We start from the raw sequence: 24,216 nt of genomic DNA, 5'->3' as shown, positions 1-24,216 counted from the left end.
AGGCCGGCGATCGGCGCCGTCGGGCCGGCCGGCTCGCCGAGCGGCAGCACGGCCAGGTCGCGTACGGCGCACCGCCAGGCCGCCGTGACGTCGAAGTTGCTGCTGCTCAGCCGGGCCAGTTCGGCGTCGAGTCGGGCCCGGGCCCGGCCGGCCGGGTCGTCGGGCTCGGCGAAGGCGGCCGGGGGCGCGGGCAGCCGGGTCCCGTCGAAGACCGGCTCCACGAGCAGGTCCACGGCGACGCTGCCGCCCGCCGGCACCGCCAGGTCGACGGTGAACCCGCCGTCGGCGTACGCCACCGGGGCGGAGGCGCGCAGCCGGACCGCCACCGCGCGGTCCAGGCCCTCGTGCCGGTAGCCGAGCAGCAGCTCGGCCGCGGCCGGATCCCACCCGGTGCGCACCTCGCCGACCTGGAGCCGGTGGCCCGCCTCGGCCTCGCTGGTGTCGGCGAAGTCCGCCTCGACCGCCACCCGCAGCCGGAACCGCAACGGCCGCGTGGCGTAGCTGACCACGGTGAACCGGGTGCGCAGCCCGCGGCCGACGAACCGCTCCACGGTCAGGTACGCGGCCCGCGACGGCAGCTCCTCGCCGTCGCGCAACTCGGCGTAGGAGAGCTGGGCGTGCCCGCCCACGTTGGCGGTGGCGAACGGCACCGGCTCGCGGCCGTCCACGGTGATCCGCTCCCGGCTGAGCACCCGGGTGTTGCGGGCGAAGAAGCCCTGCGGGTCCGTCCCGGCGATCCGGCCGCGGACGTCGGTGACCAGGGTGCTCCACCCGCTCGCGACGTAGAGCAGGTCGGGTCGGACGCGCAGGTTGCGGACCCCGGTCATCCGCCCGCCGTTACCCCTTCGCGCCCCCACTACACGCCGGTCAGGGCGCGGTGCGGGCCCGGTCCCGGACGAGCAGCTCGACGACCACCGCGATGGCCACCGCCTCCACGGCCAGCAGGGTGAGCAGGATCAGCAGCTGGGTGGCCCCGGCGCGGACCGGCCCGGCCCCGCCGAGCAGCACCCCGACGAACGCGCCGGGCAGGGTGACCAGCCCGACCGTGCGGGTCTGGTCCAGCGCCGGGACGAGGGCCTGCCCGGCGGCCGGACGGCAGACCTCCAGCGCGGCGTCGCGGGGGAGCAGCCCCAGGGCCAGCCCGGCCTCGTACTCGCCGTGCCGGGTGCGCAGCTCGTCGAGGGTGCGCCGGCCGGCCAGGCTGGTCGCGGTCATCGCCCCGCCGATGAGGATGCCGGCCGTCGGCAGCACCACCAGCGGGGTCGCCGGCAGGGCCCGGCTCGCCAGCAGCACGGCCAGGCTGGGCGCCACCCCGGCCGCGATGGCCAGCGGGGCGACCCGGGCCGCCGCCTCCGCCCCGATCCGGCGGCGCGCGGTGACCGCGGCGACGACGTACATGAGCAGCACGAACGCGGCGGTGCTCCACCAGGCGCCGAGCACCGCGACGATGACCAGCGAGACGGCGCCGAGCTGGACGGTGGCCCGGGCCGCCGCGGTGAGCACGGTCCGGGCCCGGCCGAGTCCGGTGAGCCGGAGCACGGCGGCGCCGGCCAGGGTGAGCGCGGTGAGCGCGACGACCAGCGCCGGGCCGATCGGTACCGTGCCGCCGCTCACCCGATGATCTTAGGCCGGTGGGCCGGCCGGCGGGTGCGGTCCCGCCGGCCGGCCCGCCGTTGTCACCGGCCGTAGACCTCGAACTCGTAGAGCGAGAAGCCGTACGAGGTGGCCCGCTTGACCCCGTACATCCGCACGTAGCGGGCGGTGACCGGGGCGAGGGTCACGTTGTCCGTCCCGCCGTTGCCGGCGGTCGTGCTGAACACCGGCTGCCAGGCGCTGCCGTCCGCGGAGACCTCGATCCGGTACCCGCTGCCGAACGCGGCCTCCCAGCGCAGCACCACCCGGCCGACGGTGCGGGCCGCGCCGAGGTCCACCCGGATCCACTGGTTGTCGTTGTAACTGCTGGCCCAGCGGCTGCCGAGGCTGCCGTCGACCGCCTTGTCCGGGGTGTGGCTGGTGAGGAACTGGGTGCTGGAGGCGGTCGCGGGCCGCCCCTGGGCCAGGTTGCTCACGTCGTCGCCGCGCCGGGCCGGGAACGAGACGACCTGCTGGTAGGTGGGGCGGTTCTGCCAGGCGATCAGCGGGTGGGTGATGCCGCCGAGCCCGGACTGGGCGATGGCGTCGGCGCACCACTGGTCGCCCGCCCCGCAGGACTTGTCGCCCGGGTAGACGGTGGTGGCCGGCGCCGCGGCCGCCTGGGCGAGGGTGTCGAGCAGGCTCTGCCGGCAGGCGCCGAGGTTGCCGGCGCCGCAGTACGTCCGGCCCAGCCCGCCGGCCACCGGGTCGCCGAGCACGGTGCGGATGTCCTTGTCGACGTAGCCCCACCAGCCGTACTGGAAGGAGGAGCCCTTGTGCGGCTGACCCGCGAGGGCCCAGACGGCGCTGCCGTCGCGCCCGCCGTTCTGGCCGCCGGACGGCGCCTCGTTCACCTCGATGGCGTCCACCAGCGCGGCGTAGAGGTCGGGGCCGAGGCCGGGCCGGAACTCCGCGGCGGCCAGCAGCGGCCACCAGGCGTCGAAGATCCGGATGGCGTCCGCGTGCTGGTAGACCTTGGACCCGGCGGCGGTCTCCACCCGGCGGGCGCCGGCCTGCTGCCAGGCCCGCAGCTTGGTCACCGCGTCGGCCAGCGCCGGGTCGGTGACCGGCGCGCTGCCGAGCACCCGGAGCAGGTCGCCGAGGACCTGCTGGCCGCGCAGGTCGGTGACGGCGGCGTCGGCCATGATCCGGACGACGTCGGCCCGGCCGAGCTTGCGCTGGGCGATCGCGGCCCGCACCGGCCCGTCGAGGAGTTGGCCCCGGTGCACCGCGCCGAAGCTGAAGTTGCCGTCGGCGGCGCCGAAGTCCCGGGCCTGCTTGTTGTTCCAGCTGACGTAGTAGTCCTGGTTCACCGACTGCGGGTGGGCGGCGGCCGGGGTGTAGGTGGCGGTGTTGGTGTCCGGGTTCCAGCCGACCCACTCATGAGCCGCCTCGGCGCGGGTGGGCAGGTTGGGGTCGGCGGTGGACGACCGGACCGGGTTCGACCCGGAGTTGAAGTAGGCCGCCTCGGTCGAGTTGACGTAGAACCAGTTGAAGGCGTAGCCGACGTTCGCCGCGGACTGCTGGAAGGCGGCCGCGGAACCCATGGCGGCCGGGTCGTTGTACGCCTGGAAGCCGATCGCCGAGTCGGCCTCGTGCCGGTAGGTCGAGCGCAGCCTGGTGAACGCGGTCGGCTGCCCGTTCACCAGCCCCCGGTAGGCGACGAGCCCGTACCTCGTGCGCAGCGCGCGCAACGTGTAGGAGCCGGCCGGGGTGGAGTCGGCGAGCGTCGGCGACCAGGAGTTGCGGTGTTCGAGGACCTCCATGGCCACGCACTGCCCGTGCCACAGGTAGCGGTTCGACCCGAGGGTGGGTGCGCTGCCGTCGGTGGTGCACAGTGGCACCGCGTAGGTGTCGGTGAGGTCCTGCGCGGCGGAGGTGGCGCTCCACGCGTAGTCCTGGCCCCGGCCGAGCAGCACGTACAGGTTCAGCCCGGCGAAGGCGGCGCCGCGGGCGCTGACCAACGGCCCCTGGAGTTCCTGGAGCATGAGCAGTTGCGGGGCGAAGTAGCCGGTCTGGGGGCCGAACACGGCGACCGGGTTGCCGGTGGTGGTGTGCCGGCCGGAGATCACCACGGCGTTGGACATGCCGTGCGACCGAAGGCCGGCGAGGCCGCTGAGCAGCCCCTGCGTGCTGGCGCTGCCGCCGCCGGCCTTGGCGGTGGTGGCACCGCCGCTCTGGTCGTGGGCGAGGGGCTCGGCGACGACGCTGCCGGCGTCGGGGAGCACCGCCCCGGTCGCGCCGGCTGGGGTGGCACCGTACGGGAAGCTCTGCCCGTCGTGCAGGGTGAGCACCGTCTCCGGGTCGTTCTGGGAGCGGAACGCCTGCCAGACCCGGTCGCCCTCGGTGGCGCCGAACTTGGCCCGGGCGGCCACCCGGACGAGGGCGGACTGGATCTCGGAGCCGCCGCCCCCGCCGAACAGCCCGCCGATGACGCCGGCGGTGGCGATCAGGTCGGTCATGGTGAAGTGCTGGGGCTTGCCGGCGCCGGCCAGGACGTACTCGCCGGGATAGTTGTCGGCACTGATGGACTGGTCGATGTAGGCGTTGACACCGGCGATGTAGTCGGTGACGTCGTCGTAGAGCTGCTGGCCGCGGGCGCCCTTTTGGCGCAGCGCGTCGACCTGGGCCTGGAGGTCCGCCTCGGTGTAGGGCGAGTTGGCCCAGATGCTCTGCTCCAGCTCCCGGTTGCCCGGCGCGCCGCCGGCGAAGGAGGTGAGCGTGCCGCGGCCGGCGTGCCGCAGCAGGTCCATCACCCAGAGCCGGTCCTGGGCCCCGGCGTAGCCGGCGCCGAACATGGTGCCCGAGCGGGTGGTGCCGGTGACGTGCGGTACGCCGGTCGCCCGGTCGCGCACGATCGTGACGTCCGCGCGGGGCCGCACGGTGCTCTCCACCTGGCTGTCGGGGACGCCGAACGAGGCGTCGTTGTAGAACTGCGCGATCTGTTCGTCGGTGAGCCCGGCGTAGCCGTAGACCAGGTTCGCGTACTCGTCGAGCTGGTCGCTGGAGTGCGCGGGCCGGGTGCCGAGCGCCTGGTGGGCGAGGATGGCGGCGAGGGTGGCGTTGCCGTTCTCCCCGGGCGGCAGGATGTCGGCGCACTGGCCGAGGCAGTAGTCGCCGGGGGCGAAGGTGGTGGCGGCGAGCGCCGGTGACGGTGGGACGACCGTCAGGGCGCTCGCCGCCGCGGTGAGGGTCGCGGCCAGGGCCGCGAGGCGCCTACGGGTGGTGGGACGGGGCATGGCGGATCCTCCGGGGTGTGCGGAGTCGGGCCGGGACTGCGCCCGGCTGCCGCTTGCCGTCGTCTCGCCCTCCGCGCCCGGGCGTCACACCCGGAGGTGAGAGTGACTCATGTCTACCTCCGAGTAATGATTGATGGCGTTCCATGCCTTGGGATAGGTGCCGTTCACCACCCGCGAATGCCGACGTTTCGGCGCGATCACGGCAGCGCGAGCAGGGCCTCGTGACCCAGGTGGTCCGAGGCCCACCGGCCGCCGGGGGTCTGCCGCTCATTGCCGAAGACCTCACTGGACACCGGCGCCACCGTGCCGCGGACCAGCACCATGTCGATCCGGTGCTCGACGTCGTCGGCCGGCTCGGTCAGGTCGTCGCCCAGGCCGGCCGTGTAGCCGGGGTCGCCGGGGTGCAGGATCGGCCAGGTGTCGACCATCCCGCCGGCGACCAGGGCGAGGTACGCGAGCCGGTTGTTCGGGACGGGCAGCTCGGGTCCGCTGTTCAGGTCACCGACGAGGATCAGCCGGCCGGGCACGCTCAGCGGGCCGCGCAGCAGTTCCTGCGCCTGCAGCAGGCGTACGCCCGGGTGGAACGCCTCCAGGTGGGTGTTGACGAACCGGAAGGTGCGGCTGCCCAGCGTGGCGTCCACCGCCGTCCAGCCGCGGGTGCTCGTGGCGGTCCCGCCGGTCGCGGCGAGCGGGAAGACCAGGTTGTTGACGAAGTTGCCCGACGAGGTGCCGTTCACCTTGACCCGGCCGCCGTGCCGCACCAGGATCACGTCCCGCATGGTGAGCCGGACGTCCCGCAGGTACGGCGCTCCCGCAGGGGCCTCCAGGTCCGCCTCCTCCTGCACCACGACGACGTCGTACGGGTGGCCGGACTCGGCCAGCTGCGCCATGAGCAGTGCCAGGTAGTCGTAGCGGACCTCGGTGGCGGGGGCCGGGTCGCCGAGCGGCCCGGTGCGCCAGAGTGCCACCTCCTGCAGGCCGACCAGGTCGGGCTTGCGCTCGCGGATCTCGTCGGCGATCAGCGCCGCCCGGGCCGGGAAGTCGACCAGGTCCACGTGGCTCAGCAGGGCGGCGTTCGCGGCCAGGAAGGCCGGCAGGGTCGGCGCGCCGATCGACGGCGTGAGGTCCCCGCCCAGGTAGAGATTGCGGGTCAGCACGGCGACCTTGGGTCCGGCTTCCGCGTGTGCCGGCGGGGCGACGAGCCCCAGGCTGGCCACCGCGAGGGCGGCCGCGGTGGCCAGCCTGGCGAGGCGTCGGAGATGTGCGCGAGGGCTGCCGTCCATGACTGTGGTCCTCTCCGGCGGGATCCGTGATCCGCGTACGCTAACGCCGGTCACACCACCGTGGACACCGCCGTTCGGGCCACCTCCACCCGGCGGTCAGGCCTGGGGCTGGCCGATGTCCACCATCCAGGAGGTGCCGAACCGGTCCACGCACATGCCGAACTCGTCGCCCCACATCTGCTTCTCCAGCGGCATGGTGACGGTCCCGCCCTCGGCGAGCTGCTCCCACCAGCGGCGCAGGTCGTCCGCGTCGTCGCCGCTCAGGCTGACCGCCATGTTGGTGCCCGGGGTGAACGGCATCTCGGGCGGGGTGTCGGAGGCCATCAGCGTGAAACCGCTGGGAGTCTCCAGTTGCGCGTGCATGATCCGGTCGGCCAACTGCGGGTCCGGGTTGCCGAAGTCGCCGAAGGTGTTCATCCGCAGGTCGCCGCCGAACACCCGCTGGTAGTGCTCCATCGCCTCCCGGGCGTTGTCCCGGAAGCTCAGGTACGGATTGAGTCTGGACGTCATCGTCTCGCCTCCTCGGTGTCGTGACCTGGGCATCGTCGCAGAGGGACGGGCCGTGGCCAACGAGGCGCGACGGGCGGGTGTGGACGGGAGCGGCGGGGGTGGCACCGTTGCCGACCCCCACCGCCCTTCCCCGCCGGTGCGCCGTCAGTTCTCCTGGAACGACTGGCGCACCACACCCCCCACCAGGGCGCACCAGGTGGTGGTGCCGACCTTGCCGTTGGTGTCGAGACCGTGCAGTTCCTGCAGGTCCTGGAGGGCCTTCTTGGTCGGGTAGTCGTACTCGCCGGTGATCGCCACGTCGGCGTAGCCCTTGGAGTTGAGCATGAACTGCACCGCCTGCACCGGGATGCCGGTGGCGTTCTTGCCCAGCTCCGGCGCGAGCGTCTCCCACGTCGGCGCGGTCAGGGTGGCGTCGATGTCGACCGGGATGCCGTTGCGGGCCTGCCAGTCCTGCACGGCCGCCACGGTGGCCGCGTCGAACACGCCGGTGACCGGGACGGTGTAGCCGCGGAAGGTGAGCAGGTACTGCGCCACCTTCACCACCGGGCCGCCGACGAAGCGCCAGATGTCCGGCCAGCGGCGGGCCGGCACGTCGCCCAGGTCGGTGCCGAGCTTGGCGAAGACCCGGCGGCGCAGGGCGGGGAACTCCCGGTAGAACATCGCGCCCGGGCACTGGGTGGCCCGGAAGTCCCAGTGGCCGAAGATGTCGTGCGCGTGCAGGCCGTACTGCTGGCAGATGGTGGTGCAGAGCTTGACCAGCGAGTCGAGCAGCTCCTGCGGCGGCGTCTCGGTGACGTAGGTGCCCTCGTTCTCGATGCCGATGGCGCGGCCGTTCTCGCCGGGGCAGTGCGCCGAGATCATCTGGCGGTCACCGGCCTGGAGCCGCTCCAGGCTGCCGTGCCGGCCCTCGGTGACGTGACCGCCCCGGCTCACCGTGAAGTGCTGCCCGGTGTCCGACCAGCGGTTGACGTCCATGTGCAGGTCCTGGCAGTCCCGGGCGAGCTGCTTGGCGTGCTCCTCGGAGTAGTCCGTGCTGTTCGGGAACGCCATGTGGTGCACCATGATCTTGTTGCTGGGGATCGCGCTGACGGACAGCGGGTCCGCCGGCGGGCGGGCACCCCACTCGTCACAGCTGATGATCCAGTCGAGGTCCGCGCCCGGCGCGGCCTGTGCGGCGGCCGGGAAGGCGAGCTCGCTCCCGACGACCGCGACCGCGGCGGCGCCGAGTCCGGCCCGCAGCAGGGTGCGGCGGTCCAACTCGGGGTGGTCGAAGTGCATGGCATCTCCTCAGTGGCCCGACGGTGTGCGGGCATGTAAAGGAACTCCAACTGCTGCGCGCGAAGTGGAGAATATTGCCAGCATCGGTCCGTGCGCCAGAGGACAAATGCGACGAGTGCCGATCGTGGTGCCGTCGGCCGGCCCGCCTTTCCTAGTGGGGGAGTAGGCGATGTCACGTCCGGTGGGTGGGACGACAGGATTCCCGGCACCGGTCGTCGTGGCAGCCTGGAGCCGTGCAGCCGCCCCGCCTGACCGGTGTCCTGGTGCTCGTCGCCGTGCTCGCCGCCGCGACCGCGTTCGGCTGGTGGCGGCGCCGTCGCGACGGCCGGCTCCGCGCCGTGTCCCCGGCCGGTGCCGCGCCGCACCGGGCCGCGCTGGCCGCGCTCGGCGTCCGCGCCGGCGCGGTCACCCTGGTCCAGTTCTCCGCCCCGGTCTGCGCGCCCTGCCGGGCCGCCCGCCGGGTGCTCGAGGACGTCGCGGGCCGGCTCGACGGGGTCACCCTGCTGGAGGTGGGCGTCGAGGAGCACCTCGACCGGGCCCGCGAGCTGGACGTCTGGCGCACCCCCACGGTGCTGCTGGTGGACGGCGACGGCCGGATCGTCCGGCGGGCCGCCGGCGTGCCCGACCGGGCGGACCTGCTCGCCGCGCTCGCGCCGCTGGTCGCCGGGGCGCGGGCGTGACCGGCCTCCGGCTGATCCGGCGGCGGGTGGTGGACCACGGGCGGCTCGCGGCGAGCCTCTGTGCGTCGGTCGCCACCGCCTGACCGACCCCTTCGCCGCCGAACGGAAACCCTCCATGCTGCTCGACCCTCGCGGGCCGCGGTTCGCCGCCGCCCTCACCACCGTCGTCCTCGCCGTCGCCCTGGTCACCGGCTCCGGCTGGCTCGTCCTGGCCCAGGCCGTCGTGTTCGCGCTGACCGCCGTCCACCCGCGACTCGGCCCGTACGGCCTGCTCTTCCGGGCCCTGGTCGCGCCCCGGCTGGCCCCACCGGCCGAGCTGGAGCCGGTGGCCCCGGTCCGCTTCGCCCAGCTCGTCGGCCTCGCCTTCGCCGCGGTCGGCGCGGTCGGCTGGCTGGCCGGCGTGCCGTGGCTCGGGTTGGTGGCCACCGCCGCGGCGCTCGCCGCCGCCTTCCTGAACGCCGCCTTCGGGCTCTGCCTCGGCTGCGAGGGCTACCTGGCGATCCGCCGCCTCACCGGCCGCCCGCTCGCCGCCCGGGTGCCGGTGCCCCCACGCTGACCGGTCCCGAGACGCCGCGGGGGCGGCCTCCGGCCCGCCGCCGGCCGCCACCGCGCCGACCCGGGTCGAGGACCCAGGTCGGCGCGGTTGGAAACGTTTTCGTAACGAGCCCTTGACCTGACCGTCGGGTCGGGCGCAAACTCCCGGAAACGTTTACAGCAGGCAGGCGGAGGTGCGGGGCGTGGGTCGTAAACGTTTACAGGAGTCGGCCGACGGCCGACCCACCGTCCACACCGTCGCCGCCCGCGCCGGTGTCTCCATCGCCTCCGCCTCGCGCGTGCTCAACGGCGTCGGCGGCAGCCCGGAGACCGTCCGCAAGGTGCGCGAGGCCGCGGCCGAGGTCGGGTACGTGCCCAACGCCATCGCCCGCTCGCTCCAGTCGCAGCGCACCGGCCTCGTCGCGCTCGCCGTCGAGGACATCGGCAACCCGGTCTACGTCGAGATGATGCGGGCCATCGAGTCCGTGGTCGCGGCGTCCGGCCGGCAGCTGCTCGTGCACGCCACCGGCGGGCAGATCGCCAACGAGACCGCGCTGCTGCGGCGGCTGGCCCACCGCTACGTGGACGGGATGATCGTCTCCCCGATCCGGGTAACGGACGACCACCTCGCCGCGCTGGTCGACAGCCCGGTGCCGGTGGTCGTGGTCGGCCAGCTCGCCGCCGACGCGCCGGTGGACAACGTCCGCACCGACTCGCGTACCGGCGTGGGGCTGGCCGTCGACCACCTGGTCGCGGCCGGGCGGCGGCGGATCGGCTTCGTCAACGGCCCGCTGGACACGGTGCCCGGCACGGCCCGAGACGCCGGCTTCCGGGCCGCCCTCGCCCGGCACGGCATCGCGCTCGACGAGCGCCTCGTCGAGGTCGGCGACTTCCGGTACGCGGCCGGCCGGGCCGCCACCGAGCGTCTCCTGGCCCGGGCCCAGCCCGACGCGCTGGTCTGCGCCAACGACCTGATCGCCGTCGGCGCGCTGCACGCCCTGCTGGCCGCCGGCCGGCGCGTCCCCGAGGACGTGGCGCTGGTCGGCATGGACGACACCGAGCTGGCCCGGATGATGTTCCCGCAGCTCTCCAGCGTCTCCCTCGGCTCGGCCGAGCGTGGTCGGCGCGCCGCTGAGCTGCTGCTCCAGCGCATCGCCGACCCGGCCCTGCCGCCGCGTCGCGAGCAGGTCGCCCCCAGCCTCGCCGCGCGCGCCTCCAGCGCCGCGATCCCGCTCCTCGTCCCCGAGCCGGCGCCCGCGCCGCGTACCCCGGAGGTGACGGCATGACCACGGTGGCCGAACGGCCCGACGTCGCCCGCGCCGACGGGCCCCGCAGGGCCCGGTCCCGCTCCGACCGGCTCGGCATCTACCTGCTGCTGCTCCCGTCGCTGCTGCCGATCGTGGTGCTGTCGGTCTTCCCGCTGGTGCGCGGCATCTACCTCGGTTTCACCGACGCCCGCGCCGGGCGCAACGTCGAGATCAGCTTCACCGGGCTGGCCAACTACCGGGAACTGCTCGGCGACGAGCTGTTCTGGAACTCGTTCAAGATCGGCCTGTTCTGGGCGGTCGGGGTGACCGTGCTCCAGTTCGTGCTCGCCCTCGGCCTGGCCCTGCTGCTCAACCAGCAGCTGCGCTTCCGCGGGCTGGCCCGGGTGCTGGCCGTGGTGCCCTGGGCGATGCCCCCGGTGGTGGTCGGCATCCTCTGGAAGCTGGTCTACCACCCGGACGCCGGCCTGCTGAACGAGTTCTTCCACCGCATCGGCGCGGACGGGCTGCGCACCAACTGGCTCGGCGACTTCAGCACCGCCCTGGTCGCGGTCATCATCGTCGGCGTCTGGGCCGGCATGCCGCAGACCACCGTCGTGCTCCTCGCCGGATTGCAGGGCGTGCCGCGCGAGCTGCACGAGGCGGCCGCGGTGGACGGCGCCGGCACGTGGCACCGGTTCCGCAACGTCACGCTGCCCGCCATCGCGCCGGTCGTCGTGGCCATCACCTCGCTCGACTTCATCTGGAACTTCAACTCGTTCGGCCTGGTCTACGTGCTCACCGCGGGCGGGCCGGGCGGCAAGACCATGCTGCCGATGCTCTTCGCCTACGAGGAGGCGTTCCGCTACGGCAACTACGGCTACGCCGCCGCCCTCGGCAACGTCATGGTCGTGATCATCGTCGCGCTGCTCGCGGTCTACCTGCGACGCCGACTCCGGGAGGCGAACTGAGATGTTCGGAAAGCCGAGCCGCACCGGGCGGACGCTCCAGTACGTCGCGCTCACTGGCTACCTGATCTTCCTCGGGTTCCCGCTGGTCTGGCTGCTCTCCACCGCGTTCAAGCCGCCGCGCGAACTGGTGCAGCTGCACCCCACGCTCATCCCGAGCAACCCCACCGTGCAGAACTTCGTGCAGGCCTTCACCGAGCAGCAGCTCGGCCGGGCCGCGCTGAACAGCCTCCAGGTGTCCCTGGCCTCGGCGGTGCTCACCGTGCTGGTCGCGCTGCCCGCCTCGTACGCCCTCGCGCGGTTCCGGACCCGGCTCGGCACCGTGGCGCTCGGCTGGGTGCTGCTGTCGCAGCTCTTCCCGTTCGTGCTGCTGATCATCCCGATCTTCCTGATCCTGCGGCAGGTCGGGCTGGCCAACACGCACGCCGGGCTGGTGCTGATCTACGTGGTCTGGGCGCTGCCGTTCGCCCTGTGGATGCTGCAGGGCTTCGTCCGCAACATCCCGCGGGACCTTGAGGAGGCCGCCGCCGTCGACGGCGCCAGCCGGCTGCAGGTGCTGCGCCGGGTGGTCTTCCCGCTGCTCGCGCCGGGCATCGTGGCCACCGCGCTGTTCTCCTTCATCTCCGCCTGGAACGAGTTCTTCTTCGCCCTGGTGCTGGTCAAGACGCCGGAGCTGGCGACCCTGCCGGTCGCCCTGGCCCGGTTCGTCGGCATCGAGGGCACCGCCCGCCTGGGTCCCCTGGCGGCCGGTTCGCTGCTGGCCACCCTGCCCAGCCTGATCTTCTTCGCGGTCATGCAACGCCGCCTCTCGTCCGGGTCGCTCGCCGGCGCGGTCAAGGGCTGACCAGATCCCCCAACCACCACCACCAAGGAGGAATCCCCCATGCTCCGTAGCAGGTTCCGCCGACTCGCCGCGGCCGCCGCGGTCGCGGTCGTCGGGCTCGGCGCCCTCACCGCGTGCGGTGACGGCGGCGGCGAGGACGAGACCTCGTCCGGCCCGGTCAAGCTGCGCTTCCTCAGCCTCGCCTGGCAGAAGGAGTCGCTGCAGGCCAACAAGGACCTGGTCGCCAAGTGGAACAGCGAACACCCGGACATCCAGGTCGAGTACGTCCAGGGTGACTGGAACTCGATCCACGACCAGCTGGTCACCTCGTTCGAGGGCGGCGACGTGGCCGACGTCGTGCACTACGAGGCCTCGGCGATCGGCGAGTTCAGCAAGCAGGGCTACCTGGCCGACGTCTCCAAGCTGCTCGGCGACGACTTCAAGGGCCAGATCGACCAGGGCGTCTGGGACACCGCCACGTTCGACGGCAAGGTCACCGGCGTGCCGTTCCTGCTGGAGTCGCAGGTCGTCATCGCCAACAAGAAGCTGCTCGACGCCGCCGGCGTCGCCGTCCCGCCCGCCGACGGCGGCTGGACCTGGGACGAGTTCCAGGCCAACGCCCAGAAGCTCACCAAGCCCGGCCAGTACGGCGCCGCCTGGGCGCTGAAGTCGCCCACCAACCGGGTGCTGAACCTGGCGCTCAACTACGACGGCAAGTTCTTCTACAGCGACGGCGGCAAGACCGAGGTCAAGGTCGGCGACGCGGAGAAGGAGGTGCCGAAGCGGATCCACGACATGATCTACACCAGCAAGTCCGCCTCCCCGGAGGCGCTGGGCATGAGCGGCGCGGACACCCTGCCCGGCTTCTTCGGCGGCAAGTACGCCATGCTCCCCGGCTCGGTCTCGCTTCGCCAGCAGATGGTCGAGCAGGCCCCCGCCGGCTTCGAGTGGGTGACCCTCCCGCCGATCAAGGGCCTGTCCAGCAAGCAGGCCGCCAACCCGCAGACGCTGTCCATCGCCGAGGACAGCAAGCACAAGAAGCAGGCCGCGCAGTTCATCGAGTGGTTCCTCAACCCGACCAACATGGCCGCCCTGGCCAAGGGTGACTGGCTGGTGCCCACCGGCAAGCAGGCCAACGAGGAGCTGGTCAAGGCCACCGGCGGCAAGCAGGGCTGGGACGTCGCCGCGGACAGCGCCGCCGACCTGACCGTCGCCCCGTTCCAGAAGGCCGACGGCTACCCGGAGTGGAAGACCAAGTACGCCACCCCGGCCCTCCAGCAGTACTTCGCCAACAAGATCACCCTGGACCAGCTCGGCACGCAGCTGGTCGACGGTGGCAAGCAGGTTCTGAGGTAACCATGTCACTCTTGCTCGACACGTCGGTCGGCTGCCTGGTCGGCGCCGCGGTGGGCGACGCCCTCGGCGGGGCCACCGAGACGGCCCTTCCGGAGCAGATCCGCGCCCGCTTCGGCGGCTGGGTCGAGGGGATCGTCCCCCCGTACCACGCCGACTGGGCCACCGCGCGGCCACTCGCGCCGTACCACAAGGGCGACGGGCACATCACCGACGACACGTTGATGACCCACGCCCTGGTCCGGGCGTACGCGGCCAAGCGGGACCACCTCGACGCGTACGACGTGGTGGAACTGCTCGTCCCCGACCTGATCGAGCGGGTGGTGTACATCCCGGACCTGGAGCGGGAGGGGGTGACCTTCCACCGCCTGGCCGCGGCCGAGCGGTGGTTGGTCACCCGCCTGCACCACGCGCACGCCGACCCCCGCGAGGCGGGCGTGGGCAACATCGTCAACTGCGGCGCCGCGATGTACATGGCGCCGGTCGGCATCGTCAACGTCGGCGACCCCGCCGGGGCGTACGCCGAGGCCGTGGAGATCGCCGGGGCGCACCAGCACAGCTACGGCCGGGAGGCCGCGGCGGTCTTCGCCGCCGCGGTGGCCGCCGCCGCCACCCCCGGCGCGAGCGTCGACGACGTCGTCGCGGCCACCCTCGACCTGGCCCGTGACGGCACCCGCGCCGCCATCGACGCGGTGGTCAAGGAGGCCCGCGGGCACGGCGACTGGAAGGCCGCCATCCCGGCGCTGCGCGCCGCCGTGGCCCCCTACGACACGGTGGGGGAGGAGTACCGCAGCCCCGGCCTGGGCGCCCGCCGCCCGAGCCGGCTGCACGCCATCGAGGAACTGCCGGTGGCGCTGGGCATGCTCGTGGTGGCCGGCGGCGACTACCGGGCCGCGGTGCTCGGCTCGGTCAACTACGGCCGGGACGCCGACTCCACGGCCACCATGGCCGGCGCGATCGCCGGGGCGCTCGGCGGCGCGGCGGCGGTGCCGGCCGAGTGGTCGGAGGTGGTCGCCACGGCGTCCCGCACCGACCTGGTCGAGCCCGCGCGGGTCCTCGCCAGGGTCGCCACCGAGGTCTTCGACCGCGACCGGGAGCGCTTCGCCCGGCGCGCCGAGCGGTTCGGCGGGCTGGCATGAGCGCTGCCGGCGCGGCGGCCGCCGGCCGGCCGAGGGGGACGGCCGGCGGCCTGCGGTTGACCTGGGTGCAGCCGGAGGACCTGCTCCCGCACGAACTGGCCGCGAGCCGCGACGAGGGCCGCGACGTGACCGCGCTCGCCGACCGCTGGACGGCGGCCGGCGGCGACGTCACCGCCCCGGTCAGCGGGGCCTCGCCGGCGCCGGCGTCGCCGGCGCTGCGGACCCTCGCCGTCGACCTGCTCGACGCCGCCGACGAGCTGCCCGGACCGGACACCGCGGACGAGCCCGACGACCTCGACGCGGTCCGCAAGACCTGGCCGGGCGCCTGGAACCTGCCGACCACCGTCGAACGGGACCGGCTGCACGGCGCCTGGCTCGGCCGGGCGGTCGGCTGCCTGCTCGGCAAGCCGGTGGAGAAGATCCCCCGCCACGGGATCCGGGAGATCCTCGCCGCCACCGGCCGGTGGCCGCTGCGCGACTGGTTCACCGCGCAGGGGCTGCCGGCCGACGTGGCCGCCCGCTGGCCGTGGAACCGGCGCAGCGCCCCGACCAGCCTCGCCGAGAACATCGCCGGCATGCCCGAGGACGACGACCTCAACTTCGCCCTGCTGGCGCTCCGGATCCTGGAGACCCACGGCTCCGGCTTCACCAGCGCCGACGTGGCGCAGGCGTGGCTGGACTGGCTGCCCGCCGGGCGGGTCTTCACCGCCGAGCGGGTCGCCTACCGCAACCTGCTGCTCGGCCTCACCCCGCCGGAGACCGCCCGCCGGCACAACCCGTTCCGGGAGTGGATCGGCGCCCAGATCCGCACCGACGTGTACGGCTGGACCAACCCCGGCCGCCCCGACCGGGCCGCCGAGGCCGCCTGGCGCGACGCCGCCGTGAGCCACGTCCGGGCCGGCGCGTACGGGGCTGTCTGGGTGGCCGCCATGGCCGCGGCGGCACCGGTGGCCGGCGACGTCGACGCGGTGCTGGACGCCGGTGAGTCGGTGCTGCCCCCGGGCAGCCGGTTCACCGCCGCCGTGCGGGAGGCGCGCGCCCTCGGCGCCGGCGGCGACGACTGGGAGAGCATCGTGGACACCCTCTACGCGCGGCACGGTCACCTGCACTGGGTGCACGTCCGCAACAACGCCGCCCTGGTCGCGGCGGCCCTGGCGTACGGGCGGGGCGACCTGGAACGCTCGATCTGCGCGGTGGTCGCCGGCGGCTGGGACACCGACTCCAACGGCGCCACCGTCGGCGCGGTCACCGGGGCGCTCACCGGCGCCGCCCGGCTGCCGGGGCGCTGGGTCGCGCCGCTGCGCAACCGGCTGGCCAGCAGCATCGCCGGCTTCGACGGCATCGGCTTCGACACCCTGGCGGACCGTACCCTCGCCCTGGCCCACGGGAGTGCGACATGAGGGCCCGGGTGGTGGTGGTCGGCAGCGCCAACCTGGACCTGGTGGTCACCGCGCCGCAGCTGCCCCGCCCCGGCGAGACGGTGCTCGGCGACGACTTCCGGATGGTGCCCGGCGGCAAGGGCGCCAACCAGGCCGTCGCCGCCGCCCGGGCCGGCGCGGACTGCGCCTTCGTGGGCGCGGTCGGCGGCGACGGGTTCGGCGGGCTGCTGCGGGACAACCTGGCCGCCGCCGGCGTCGACCTGCGCGGCCTGCGCACCGTCGACGGGCCGTCCGGGGTCGCGCTGATCGCCGTCGACCACGCGGCGGAGAACTGCATCGTGGTCGCCCCCGGCGCGAACGCCGCGCTGACCCTCGACGAGGCCGACCGCGGCGCGGTGGCGGCGGCCGGCGTGCTGCTGCTGCAACTGGAGGTGCCGCTGTCGGAGGTCACCCGGGCCGCCGGCTGGGCCCGCGCCGGCGGCGCCGCCGTGGTGCTCAACGCCGCCCCGGCCCGGCCGCTCCCCACTGAACTGCTCGACCTGGTCGACGTGCTGGTGGTCAACGAGCACGAGGCCGCGGTCGTCGCCGGGGTGTTCACCGACGAGCCGGCGGCGCTGCTGGACACCCTGGTCGGTCTGGTGCCCCGGGTGGTGCTCACCCTCGGCGCGCGCGGCGCCGCCTACGCCGACCGGGACGGCACCCGGATCGACGTGCCGGCCCCGAAGATCGACGCGGTGGACACCACGGCCGCCGGCGACGCGTTCACCGGCGCGCTCGCGGTGGCCCTGGCCGAACGCGGCGGCCTCACCGCCGACACCGCCACCGCCGTGCTGCGCTGGGCGTGCGCCGCCGGCGCGGCCTGCGCCGAGCGCCCCGGCGCGTCCACCGCCCTGCCCGAGCGGGCCGCCATCGACGCGCTGTCCGCCGCCACCTACGGAGAGGTCGAGTGAGCTTCAACCCGTACGTGCCCCGGCCGATCGACCGGCCCACCGACGTGCCGCTCGGCGGGCACGCCGACCTGACCACCCTGGACGAGGCGAAGATCTTCGCCGCCCCCGACGACCCCGCCGACTGGCCCGCCTGGCGGGAGCAGCTCACCCGGTGGCGGGCCGACGCCCGCACCCGGCTCGGCTACACCGGCGCGCACTACGACGAGATCGCCGGCGACTGCTTCACGGTCTGCCTCGCCTGGCTCTGGGACGAGACGCTCTACGACCACGACCGCGGCGAGTTCACCGTCGAGGCGTTCCTCGACGCGGCGCGGCGCGACTTCGGCGGCTTCGACGGGGTGGTGCTCTGGCACGCGTACCCGGTGATCGGGCTGGACGAGCGCAACCAGTTCGACTGGTACCGCGACGTGCCCGAGCTGCCCGAGGTGGTCCGCGCGTTCCAGGACGCCGGGGTCCGGGTGTTCGTCGACTACAACCCGTGGGACACCGGCACGCGGCGGGAGCCCGGCGCCGACGCGGAGGAGGTGGCCGCGCTGGCCGCCCGGCTCGGCGTCGACGGGGTCTTCCTGGACACCCTGAAGGAGGGGGCCGGCGAGCTGCGCAAGGCGCTCGAGGCGGTGCGCCCCGGCCTGGTCCTGGAGGGGGAGAGCCGGGTGCCGCTGGCCCGGATCGCCGACCACGCCATGTCCTGGGCGCAGTGGTTCGCCGACTCGGACACCCCCGGCGTGCTGCGGGCCAAGTGGTTCGAACGCCGGCACGTCCTGCACCACACCCGCCGCTGGCACCGCGACCACCTCGACGAGCTGCACTCGGCCTGGCTCAACGGCTGCGGCGTGCTGGTCTGGGAGAGCGTCTTCGGCGTCTGGGTCGGCTGGAACGAGCGGGACCGGGCCGTGCTGCGGGCCATGCGCCGGGTGCAGGCCAGCCACGCCGCCTGGTTGCGCGCCGAGGACTGGGTCCCGCTCGCCGACCACCCCGGCGCCGGCCAGGTGTACGCGTCCCGCTGGACCCACGACGACCAGCCGCTGTGGACGGTCGTCAACCGGGGCGCCGACCACGACGGACCCTGGTTGCTCACCGGCTCCCGGCCGGGGCGCTTCGTCGATCTGGTCACCGGCGCCGAGCTGGCCGTCACCGAGCTCGAGGACGGCCGGGTGGCCGTCGGCGGACCGCTGCCCGCCGGGGCGATCGCCGCCGTGGTGGCCACCGACACCCCGGTGGCCCGGCACGAGCCGCCGACCGGCGACCCGTCCTTCCCGGCCCGCGCCGCGGTGCGCGCCCGCACCCCGTGGTCGCCCCTGGCAGCCCTGCCCGACGGCATGGTCACCGTCGACGGTGGCCGGCACGAGCTGACCGTGCGCCACCGGGTCCGGGAGACCGGCCTCTACGGCGAGGCCCCGTACGTCGACGAGTGGAAGCCGCTGCCGCCCCGCCTGCACCACACCGGCACGCTGCGCCGGCAGGTCCGGCTCGGCCGCTTCGCCATCGACACCCACGAGGTCACCCACGGCCAGTACGCGCGCTTCCTCGCCGCCACCGGCTACCGGCCCGTCCGCCCCGAACGGTTCACCGCCGGGCAGGGGCCCGCCGACGCCCCGGTCACCGGGGTCGACCTCGCCGACGCCCGGGCGTACGCCGACTGGGCCGGGCTGCGGCTGCCCACCGAGGACGAGTGGCAGGTGGCCGCCGGGGCGGGCCTGCTGGTCCGGCGGGAGCCGCTGGTGTGGAACCTGACCGAGAGCGAGCACTCCGACGGCCGGACCCGGTTCGTCATCCTGAAGGGCGGCTGCGCCTACCGGGCGGAGGGCTCCGACTGGTATCTCGACGGCGGCCCGCAGCCGCCCGACGTGTCGGTGAAGCTGCTGCTCACCGGCGCCGGCCTCACCCGCTCCACCTCGATCGGCTTCCGCTGCGCCGCCGACCTGCCCGAAGGAGCCCTCCGATGAGAAGAGCGTGGCGCCCCGGCGCCGCCCTGGTGGCCCTGCTGACCGCGATCGGGCTGGCCGGCCTCGCGCCGGAGACCGCCGTCGCCGGCAAGGAGCGGTCCGGCACCCTCACCACCGCCACCGCCCCCTCGCCGGCCCTCGGCACCGGCATCGACTACACCGTCTACCTCCCGCACGGCTACGCCGACGCGGCGCAGGCCGGCACCCGCTACCCGGTGCTCTACCTGCTGCACGGGCGCGGCGACACCATGCAGGCGTGGACCCGGGTGAAGAGCGACCTGGACCGGCTCATCGCCGACGGCGAGGTGCCGCCGGTGATCGCCGTGCTGCCCGACGCGCCGTGGAGCGAGCGGGGCAACTGGTACGTCGACTCCGCGTACACCGGCGCCGACCGACCGGGCCGGCCGGTGGAGACCGCGCTGACCCGCGACCTCGTCGCGCACGTCGACGCCACCTACCGCACCGCCGCGCATCGCAACGCCCGGCTGGTGGGCGGCTACTCGATGGGCGGCGCCGGGGCGCTGCGCTACGCCCTGGCCCACCAGGACCTCTTCGCCAACGCGCTGGTGCTGAGCCCGGCCGTCTACCGGCCGCTGCCGCCAGCCGACTCCTCGGCCCGCGAGTTCGGCGCCTTCGGCGACGGCGACGACCTCTTCTCCGACGCCGTGTACCAGCGGCTGAACTACCCGGCCCTGCTGCCCGGCCTCGACACCGAGTCGCCGGTGCGGATGTACATCGCCGTCGGCGACGACGAGTGGGCCAACCCCGACCCGGCCGACGCCGCGCACGACCTCGACTACGAGGCCGCCACCCTCTACAACACGGTCCGCCGGGCCGACGGCGTGGCCGCCGAGTTCCGCGTCCTCGACGGCGGGCACGACTGGGACGTCTGGCGGCCCGCGTTCGTCGACGGCCTGAAGCACCTGGCCGCCACGCTCAGCGTCACCCCGCCGGCCGGACTGCCCGCCCCGCTGCACGGCACCGCCGGCGCCGACTGGGCCGGCGGGGTCGCCGCCCACCCGGACGGCGAGGTCACCGTCGGCTACGCGGCCTCCGGCGCCGTCGCCGGCCAGCCGTACGCCGGCGGTCTCGACGCCGTGGTCACCCGGCTCACCGCCGACCACCGCACGGTCCGCTGGACCAGCCAGTTCGGCACCTCCGCCAACGACCGGCTCTACGGCGCCGTGCCGCTGGCCGACGGCGGCGTGCTCGCCGCTGGGTACACCCGCGGCGACCTCGACGGCCGGCACCCGGGCAGCCCCGCCGACGACGCGTTCGTGGCGAAGCTGACGGCCAACGGGCAGCGGGCCTGGCTCACCCAGGCCGGCGACACCGCCAAGGCCGACCGGTTCTACGCGATCACCACCGCCCCCGACGGCGGCGCGTACGTCGCCGGCTACACCAGCGGCGCGTTCGGCGGGACCAGCGCCGGCGACAAGGACGCGGTGCTCGCCCGGATCGCCCCGGACGGCACGCTGGCCTGGACCCGGCAGTTCGGCGGCCCCGGCGAGGACAAGGCGTACGCCGTCGCGGCCGACGCGAACGGCGTCTACGTGGCCGGCGGCACCTCCGGCGCGCTGCCCGGCGCCACGCCGCTCGGCGGCGCCGACGGCTGGCTCGCCCGGTTCACCCCCGACGGCACCCGCGACTGGCTCACCGTGGCCGGCGGCACGGGCGACGACCTGCTCGGCGGCGTCGCGGTCACCGGCGCCGGCCAGGTGGTGGCCACCGGCGCCACGGCCGGCGACGTGCTCACCGTGGCGTACACCGCGACCGGCGCGCAGCGCTGGCGGACCGTCACCGGCGGGCGCGGCGCGGACGCCGGCACCGACGTGCTGGCCCTCGCCGACGGCACCCTCGCGGTGGTCGGCTTCACCGGCAGCACCCTCGGCGTGCCGGCCGGCGGCGCCGACGTGCTCACCCTGCGCCTCGACGCCCGGGGCCGGCAGGTCGCCGTCGCCCAGTACGGCACCGCCCGCGACGACGCGGCCGACCCGTTCGGCGAGGAGAACGTCTACGCCACCGTCGGACCCGACGGCCGGCTGCTGGTCAGCGGCCGCACCGCCGGCACCCCCGAGGGCGGCGCCGCGCTCGGCAACGGAGACGTGTTCCTCGCCGCCGTCGACCCGGCGAAGGGGACGCCGTGACCACCACCGCCCCGCTGCACGGCGTCAAGGTCGTCGACCTGGCCACCCTCTTCGCCGGCCCGCTGGCCGCCGCCTTCCTCGGCGACTTCGGCGCCGACGTGGTCAAGGTGGAGCACCCGGCCAAGCCCGACCCGTCCCGGGGGCACGGCCCCGCGAAGGACGGCGTCGGCCTGTGGTGGAAGGTGCTCGGCCGCAACAAGCGGACCGTCACGCTCAACCTCTCCGACCCGCAGGGTGCGGACCTGCTGCGCCGGCTGCTCGCCGACGCCGACGTGCTGGTGGAGAACTTCCGCCCCGGCACCCTGGAACGCTGGGGCCTCGGCCCGGACGAGCTGCACGCGGTCAACCCGCGGCTGGTGATCGCCCGGATCAGCGGCTTCGGGCAGGTCGGCCCGTACGCGCCCCGGCCCGGGTTCGGCACCCTCGCGGAGGCGATGAGCGGCTTCGCGGCGGCCACCGGGGAACCCGACCGGCCGCCGACCCTGCCCCCGTTCGGGCTGGCCGACTCGGTCACCGCGCTCGCCGCCGCGTACGCGGTCATGCTGGCCCTGCGCGGCCGCGACCTGACCGGCCGGGGACAGGTGGTCGACCTGGCCATCATCGAGCCGATCATGGCGATGCTCGGTCCGCAGATCACCTGGTACGACCAGCTCGGCTACGTGCAGCCCCGGCTGGGCAACCGGTCCAACAACAACGCCCCCCGCAACACCTACCGCTGCGCCGACGGGCGGTGGGTGGCCGTGTCCACCAGCGCGCAGAGCATCGCCGAGCGGGTGGTCCGGTTGGTCGGCCGCCCCGAACTGGTCGACGAGCCGTGGTTCGCCACCGGCAGCGGCCGTGCCGCGCACGCCGACGAACTCGACGAGGCGGTCGGCGCGTGGGTGGCGAAGCGGGACCGGGACGAGGTGGTGGCCGCGTTCGAGGCCGCCCAGGCCGCCGTGGCTCCCGTCTACGACGTGCGGGACATCCTCGCCGACCCGCAGTACGCGGCGCTCGGCACCGTGGTCACCGTCCCCGACGAGGAGCTGGGCCAGGTGCGGATGCAGAACGTGCCGTTCCGGATGTCGGACAGCCCGGGGGAGATCCGGCACGCCGGCCGCCGCCACGGCCAGGACACCGACGCGGTGTTCGGCGCGCTCGGCCTGACCGGCGACGAACTGGCCGCGCTGCGCGAGCGCGGGGTGATCTGATGCTGCTCACCTGGCTCTACGTGCCCGGGGACCGGCCCGACCGGTTCGCCAAGGCGGTCGCCGCCGGCGCCGACGCGGTCATCCTCGACCTGGAGGACGCCGTCGTCGCCAGCCGCAAGGCGTACGCCCGGGACGCCGTCGCCGAGTTCCTGGCCGACCCGCAGCCGCTGCCCGTGCAGGTCCGGGTCAACGAGCTGACCGGCCCGGACCTCGACGCCGACCTGGCCGCCGTCGCGGGCCGGCCGGGGCTGGCCGGGCTGCGACTGCCCAAGGTGGAGTCCCCGGCGACCGTGGCCGCCGTGGCCGCCCGGGTCGACGCCCCGCTGCACCCGCTGGTCGAGTCGGCCGTCGGGCTGGAGTCCGCGTACGCCATCGCGGCCGCCCACCCGGCGGTGGCCTCGCTCGGGCTCGGCGAGGCCGACCTCCGCTCCGACCTGGGCGTCGCCGACGACGAGGGCCTGCTCTGGGCCCGCGGCCGGATCGTGGTCGCGGCCCGCGCGGCCGGCCTCCCGCCGCCGGCCATGTCGGTGTACGCCGACGTCGCCGACCTCGACGGCCTGGCCGCCTCCTGCGTGGCCGGCCGGCGGCTCGGCTTCCTCGGCCGGGCCGCCATCCACCCGCGCCAGCTGCCGGTGATCGCGGACGCGTTCCGCCCCGGCGACCGCGAGGTGGACCGGGCCCGGGAACTGCTGGCCGCGGTCGCCGACGCGCACACCCGCGACTCCGGCACCGTGGTGCTGCCCGACGGGCGGTTCGCCGACCGGGCCATGGTGGCCGCCGCCCGCCGGGTCGTCGACCTCGCCGCCCGCTACGCCGCCTGACGGCGCGCCCGGCCGGACCGTCTCATCGCTGCGCCGTGGCGGGCGGGGTGCGGGTGAGCTGGTCGATCCGGCGTAGCCGGCCGTCGGGTGCCAGCCGGCCGAACATATGGATCTCGGTGGCGACGGTGCGGCCGCGGGTCACCGCCGTCAGGGTGTAGCGGGCGGCGACCCGGTCGCCGCAGACCAGGGTGTCGTGGACGTCGAGGTCGCACCGGGTCACGTTCCGGCGGACCGGGCGCGCGTGCGCCATCAGCCGCGCGCGGTCGAGGTGCAGCCCGTCGCTGTGCCAGGCGATGTCGGGGGTGTGGTAGCGGTCCATCACCAGGCCCGGGTCCTCGTCGCCGAAGGCCATCTCCCACACGTATGACCGCAGGTAGTGGGCCAGGTCGTCGCGGGGCGTGGGGGCTGCCTCGGTATGCATGCGGTCCTCCGACCCCGGCTAGCTCTGACATTGCTGTCAAGGTTAAGGGCCACAGGTATCCTTGACAACCGTGTCCGAGCAAAGTCCTCCGGAACGACGTCGCCGGATGCGTGCCGAGGCCCGCCGGAGCGTCGCCGCGATCCTCGACGCCGCGATCCAGGTGCTCGGGGACCGGCCACAGGCCACCGTGGAGGACATCGCCGTCGCCGCCGGACTGTCCCGGCAGACCGTCTACGCGCACTTCCCGTCGCGGGACGCGCTCGTCGCCGCCGTGTTCCGGCGGATGACGGACGAGGTCCTCGCCGCGATGGACGCGGCCCGGCTCGACGAGGGGCCCGCACCGGCGGCGCTGCTGCGCCTGCTGGACGTGAGCTGGCGGACCGTCGACCGGTACCCGCCGCTCCCCGCGCCCGCCGCCGCCGACGACGCCGAGCTGCACGAGCCGATCGTCGGCCGGCTCACCCGGCTGATCGTTCGCGGACAGCGGGCCGGTGAGTTCGACCGGGACGCCGCGCCGGGCTGGCTCATCGCCGCGACCATCGCGCTCGGCCACGCCGCCTGGGCGGAGGTCGCCGCCGGCCGGATGCCCGCCACCGAGGCGCGCGCCGCGCTGCGCGCCGGCGTGCTGCGGCTGTACGGCGCGCCGCCGACCGCCGGCTGACCGGGCCGACCGGCACGA

Annotated in this window: 20 protein-coding genes and 1 pseudogene; 14 read left to right on the top strand and 7 right to left on the bottom strand. The window is 74.8% G+C overall.

The window, feature by feature from the left end; genetic code table 11:
* Positions 1-239: 239 nt before the first annotated feature.
* From ABZV78_RS21760 to ABZV78_RS21735, 6 genes and pseudogenes are all read right to left on the bottom strand, one after another.
* Positions 240-827: pseudogene (locus ABZV78_RS21760) on the bottom strand (glycogen debranching N-terminal domain-containing protein); the annotation flags it as partial.
* 40 nt (positions 828-867) lie between these two features.
* Positions 868-1,614 (bottom strand): ABC transporter permease, encoded by a 747-nt coding sequence (locus tag ABZV78_RS21755; RefSeq protein WP_355641178.1) that lies wholly within the window; start codon positions 1,612-1,614, stop codon positions 868-870.
* A gap of 62 nt (positions 1,615-1,676) precedes the next feature.
* The gene (locus ABZV78_RS21750) at positions 1,677-4,871 is read right to left on the bottom strand and encodes a penicillin acylase family protein (protein ID WP_355641176.1); all 3,195 of its coding nucleotides are present in this window, start codon (positions 4,869-4,871) and stop codon (positions 1,677-1,679) included.
* 197 nt (positions 4,872-5,068) lie between these two features.
* Positions 5,069-6,154: an endonuclease/exonuclease/phosphatase family protein gene (locus ABZV78_RS21745; RefSeq protein WP_355641174.1), complete on the bottom strand. Its 1,086-nt coding sequence runs from the start codon at positions 6,152-6,154 to the stop codon at positions 5,069-5,071.
* A gap of 96 nt (positions 6,155-6,250) precedes the next feature.
* On the bottom strand, positions 6,251-6,664 hold the full coding sequence (locus ABZV78_RS21740; protein ID WP_355641172.1) for a VOC family protein: 414 nt from the start codon (positions 6,662-6,664) through the stop codon (positions 6,251-6,253).
* Between the two features lie 144 nt (positions 6,665-6,808).
* Entirely contained in the window at positions 6,809-7,942 is a 1,134-nt protein-coding gene (locus tag ABZV78_RS21735) for an N-acetylmuramoyl-L-alanine amidase (protein ID WP_355641171.1), read from the bottom strand.
* A 233-nt stretch (positions 7,943-8,175) separates the two neighbouring features.
* On the opposite strand from ABZV78_RS21735, the gene ABZV78_RS21730 reads away from it, so the two are divergent.
* The 13 genes from ABZV78_RS21730 to ABZV78_RS21670 all read left to right on the top strand — a co-directional run bounded on the left by ABZV78_RS21730 (position 8,176) and on the right by ABZV78_RS21670 (position 23,116).
* Positions 8,176-8,622, top strand: coding sequence for a thioredoxin family protein (locus ABZV78_RS21730; protein WP_355641169.1), 447 nt, complete (start codon positions 8,176-8,178; stop codon positions 8,620-8,622).
* A 115-nt stretch (positions 8,623-8,737) separates the two neighbouring features.
* On the top strand, positions 8,738-9,178 hold the full coding sequence (locus ABZV78_RS21725; protein WP_355641167.1) for a DUF4395 domain-containing protein: 441 nt from the start codon (positions 8,738-8,740) through the stop codon (positions 9,176-9,178).
* Positions 9,179-9,359: 181 nt separating this feature from the next.
* The gene (locus ABZV78_RS21720; RefSeq protein ID WP_355641165.1) at positions 9,360-10,442 is read left to right on the top strand and encodes a LacI family DNA-binding transcriptional regulator; all 1,083 of its coding nucleotides are present in this window, start codon (positions 9,360-9,362) and stop codon (positions 10,440-10,442) included.
* Complete coding sequence (locus ABZV78_RS21715; protein ID WP_355641163.1) at positions 10,439-11,371, top strand: sugar ABC transporter permease; 933 nt, start codon at positions 10,439-10,441, stop codon at positions 11,369-11,371. The genes ABZV78_RS21720 and ABZV78_RS21715 overlap by 4 nt, the downstream gene beginning before the upstream one ends.
* A gap of 1 nt (position 11,372) precedes the next feature.
* Positions 11,373-12,212, top strand: coding sequence for a carbohydrate ABC transporter permease (locus tag ABZV78_RS21710; protein ID WP_355641161.1), 840 nt, complete (start codon positions 11,373-11,375; stop codon positions 12,210-12,212).
* Positions 12,213-12,251: 39 nt separating this feature from the next.
* Entirely contained in the window at positions 12,252-13,547 is a 1,296-nt protein-coding gene (locus tag ABZV78_RS21705) for a sugar ABC transporter substrate-binding protein (protein ID WP_355641159.1), read from the top strand.
* 2 nt (positions 13,548-13,549) lie between these two features.
* A complete protein-coding gene (locus tag ABZV78_RS21700) occupies positions 13,550-14,683 on the top strand; it encodes an ADP-ribosylglycohydrolase family protein (RefSeq protein ID WP_355641157.1) in 1,134 nt (377 codons plus the stop codon).
* Positions 14,680-16,083 (top strand): ADP-ribosylglycohydrolase family protein, encoded by a 1,404-nt coding sequence (locus tag ABZV78_RS21695; RefSeq protein WP_355641155.1) that lies wholly within the window; start codon positions 14,680-14,682, stop codon positions 16,081-16,083. The genes ABZV78_RS21700 and ABZV78_RS21695 overlap by 4 nt, the downstream gene beginning before the upstream one ends.
* Complete coding sequence (locus ABZV78_RS21690) at positions 16,080-17,012, top strand: PfkB family carbohydrate kinase (protein ID WP_355641153.1); 933 nt, start codon at positions 16,080-16,082, stop codon at positions 17,010-17,012. The genes ABZV78_RS21695 and ABZV78_RS21690 overlap by 4 nt, the downstream gene beginning before the upstream one ends.
* A complete protein-coding gene (locus ABZV78_RS21685; protein WP_355641152.1) occupies positions 17,009-18,958 on the top strand; it encodes an SUMF1/EgtB/PvdO family nonheme iron enzyme in 1,950 nt (649 codons plus the stop codon). The genes ABZV78_RS21690 and ABZV78_RS21685 overlap by 4 nt, the downstream gene beginning before the upstream one ends.
* Positions 18,955-21,105, top strand: coding sequence for an alpha/beta hydrolase-fold protein (locus tag ABZV78_RS21680; RefSeq protein ID WP_355641150.1), 2,151 nt, complete (start codon positions 18,955-18,957; stop codon positions 21,103-21,105). Before ABZV78_RS21685 ends, ABZV78_RS21680 begins: the two co-directional genes overlap by 4 nt.
* On the top strand, positions 21,102-22,295 hold the full coding sequence (locus ABZV78_RS21675) for a CoA transferase (protein WP_355641148.1): 1,194 nt from the start codon (positions 21,102-21,104) through the stop codon (positions 22,293-22,295). The genes ABZV78_RS21680 and ABZV78_RS21675 overlap by 4 nt, the downstream gene beginning before the upstream one ends.
* Complete coding sequence (locus ABZV78_RS21670; protein WP_355641146.1) at positions 22,295-23,116, top strand: aldolase/citrate lyase family protein; 822 nt, start codon at positions 22,295-22,297, stop codon at positions 23,114-23,116. Before ABZV78_RS21675 ends, ABZV78_RS21670 begins: the two co-directional genes overlap by 1 nt.
* Positions 23,117-23,138: 22 nt before the next feature.
* Here the strand turns inward: ABZV78_RS21670 and ABZV78_RS21665 are convergent, their stop codons facing one another.
* Positions 23,139-23,537: a nuclear transport factor 2 family protein gene (locus ABZV78_RS21665; protein WP_355641144.1), complete on the bottom strand. Its 399-nt coding sequence runs from the start codon at positions 23,535-23,537 to the stop codon at positions 23,139-23,141.
* Between the two features lie 106 nt (positions 23,538-23,643).
* Here ABZV78_RS21665 and ABZV78_RS21660 point away from each other — a divergent pair, with 106 nt between their 5' ends.
* On the top strand, positions 23,644-24,198 hold the full coding sequence (locus tag ABZV78_RS21660) for a helix-turn-helix domain-containing protein (protein WP_355641142.1): 555 nt from the start codon (positions 23,644-23,646) through the stop codon (positions 24,196-24,198).
* The last annotated feature ends 18 nt before the right edge of the window (positions 24,199-24,216 follow it).

This window comes from Micromonospora sp. NPDC004540 (genome assembly GCF_040610095.1).
GTDB lineage: Bacteria > Actinomycetota > Actinomycetes > Mycobacteriales > Micromonosporaceae > Micromonospora.
Note: the sequence above shows the minus strand (reverse complement) of the source record. Positions and strands in the feature narration are given on the sequence as shown.

Excerpts from the sequence above, each read along its gene's own strand:
- ABZV78_RS21750 (WP_355641176.1), bottom strand. The coding sequence starts at position 4,871 with ATGCCCCGTCCCACCACCCGTAGGCGCCTCGCGGCCCTGGCCGCGACC.
- ABZV78_RS21745 (WP_355641174.1), bottom strand. The coding sequence starts at position 6,154 with ATGGACGGCAGCCCTCGCGCACATCTCCGACGCCTCGCCAGGCTGGCC.
- ABZV78_RS21740 (WP_355641172.1), bottom strand. The coding sequence starts at position 6,664 with ATGACGTCCAGACTCAATCCGTACCTGAGCTTCCGGGACAACGCCCGG.
- ABZV78_RS21735 (WP_355641171.1), bottom strand. The coding sequence starts at position 7,942 with ATGCACTTCGACCACCCCGAGTTGGACCGCCGCACCCTGCTGCGGGCC.
- ABZV78_RS21725 (WP_355641167.1), top strand. The coding sequence starts at position 8,738 with ATGCTGCTCGACCCTCGCGGGCCGCGGTTCGCCGCCGCCCTCACCACC.
- ABZV78_RS21715 (WP_355641163.1), top strand. The coding sequence starts at position 10,439 with ATGACCACGGTGGCCGAACGGCCCGACGTCGCCCGCGCCGACGGGCCC.
- ABZV78_RS21710 (WP_355641161.1), top strand. The coding sequence starts at position 11,373 with ATGTTCGGAAAGCCGAGCCGCACCGGGCGGACGCTCCAGTACGTCGCG.
- ABZV78_RS21705 (WP_355641159.1), top strand. The coding sequence starts at position 12,252 with ATGCTCCGTAGCAGGTTCCGCCGACTCGCCGCGGCCGCCGCGGTCGCG.
- ABZV78_RS21700 (WP_355641157.1), top strand. The coding sequence starts at position 13,550 with ATGTCACTCTTGCTCGACACGTCGGTCGGCTGCCTGGTCGGCGCCGCG.
- ABZV78_RS21695 (WP_355641155.1), top strand. The coding sequence starts at position 14,680 with ATGAGCGCTGCCGGCGCGGCGGCCGCCGGCCGGCCGAGGGGGACGGCC.
- ABZV78_RS21690 (WP_355641153.1), top strand. The coding sequence starts at position 16,080 with ATGAGGGCCCGGGTGGTGGTGGTCGGCAGCGCCAACCTGGACCTGGTG.
- ABZV78_RS21680 (WP_355641150.1), top strand. The coding sequence starts at position 18,955 with ATGAGAAGAGCGTGGCGCCCCGGCGCCGCCCTGGTGGCCCTGCTGACC.
- ABZV78_RS21670 (WP_355641146.1), top strand. The coding sequence starts at position 22,295 with ATGCTGCTCACCTGGCTCTACGTGCCCGGGGACCGGCCCGACCGGTTC.
- ABZV78_RS21665 (WP_355641144.1), bottom strand. The coding sequence starts at position 23,537 with ATGCATACCGAGGCAGCCCCCACGCCCCGCGACGACCTGGCCCACTAC.
- ABZV78_RS21660 (WP_355641142.1), top strand. The coding sequence starts at position 23,644 with ATGCGTGCCGAGGCCCGCCGGAGCGTCGCCGCGATCCTCGACGCCGCG.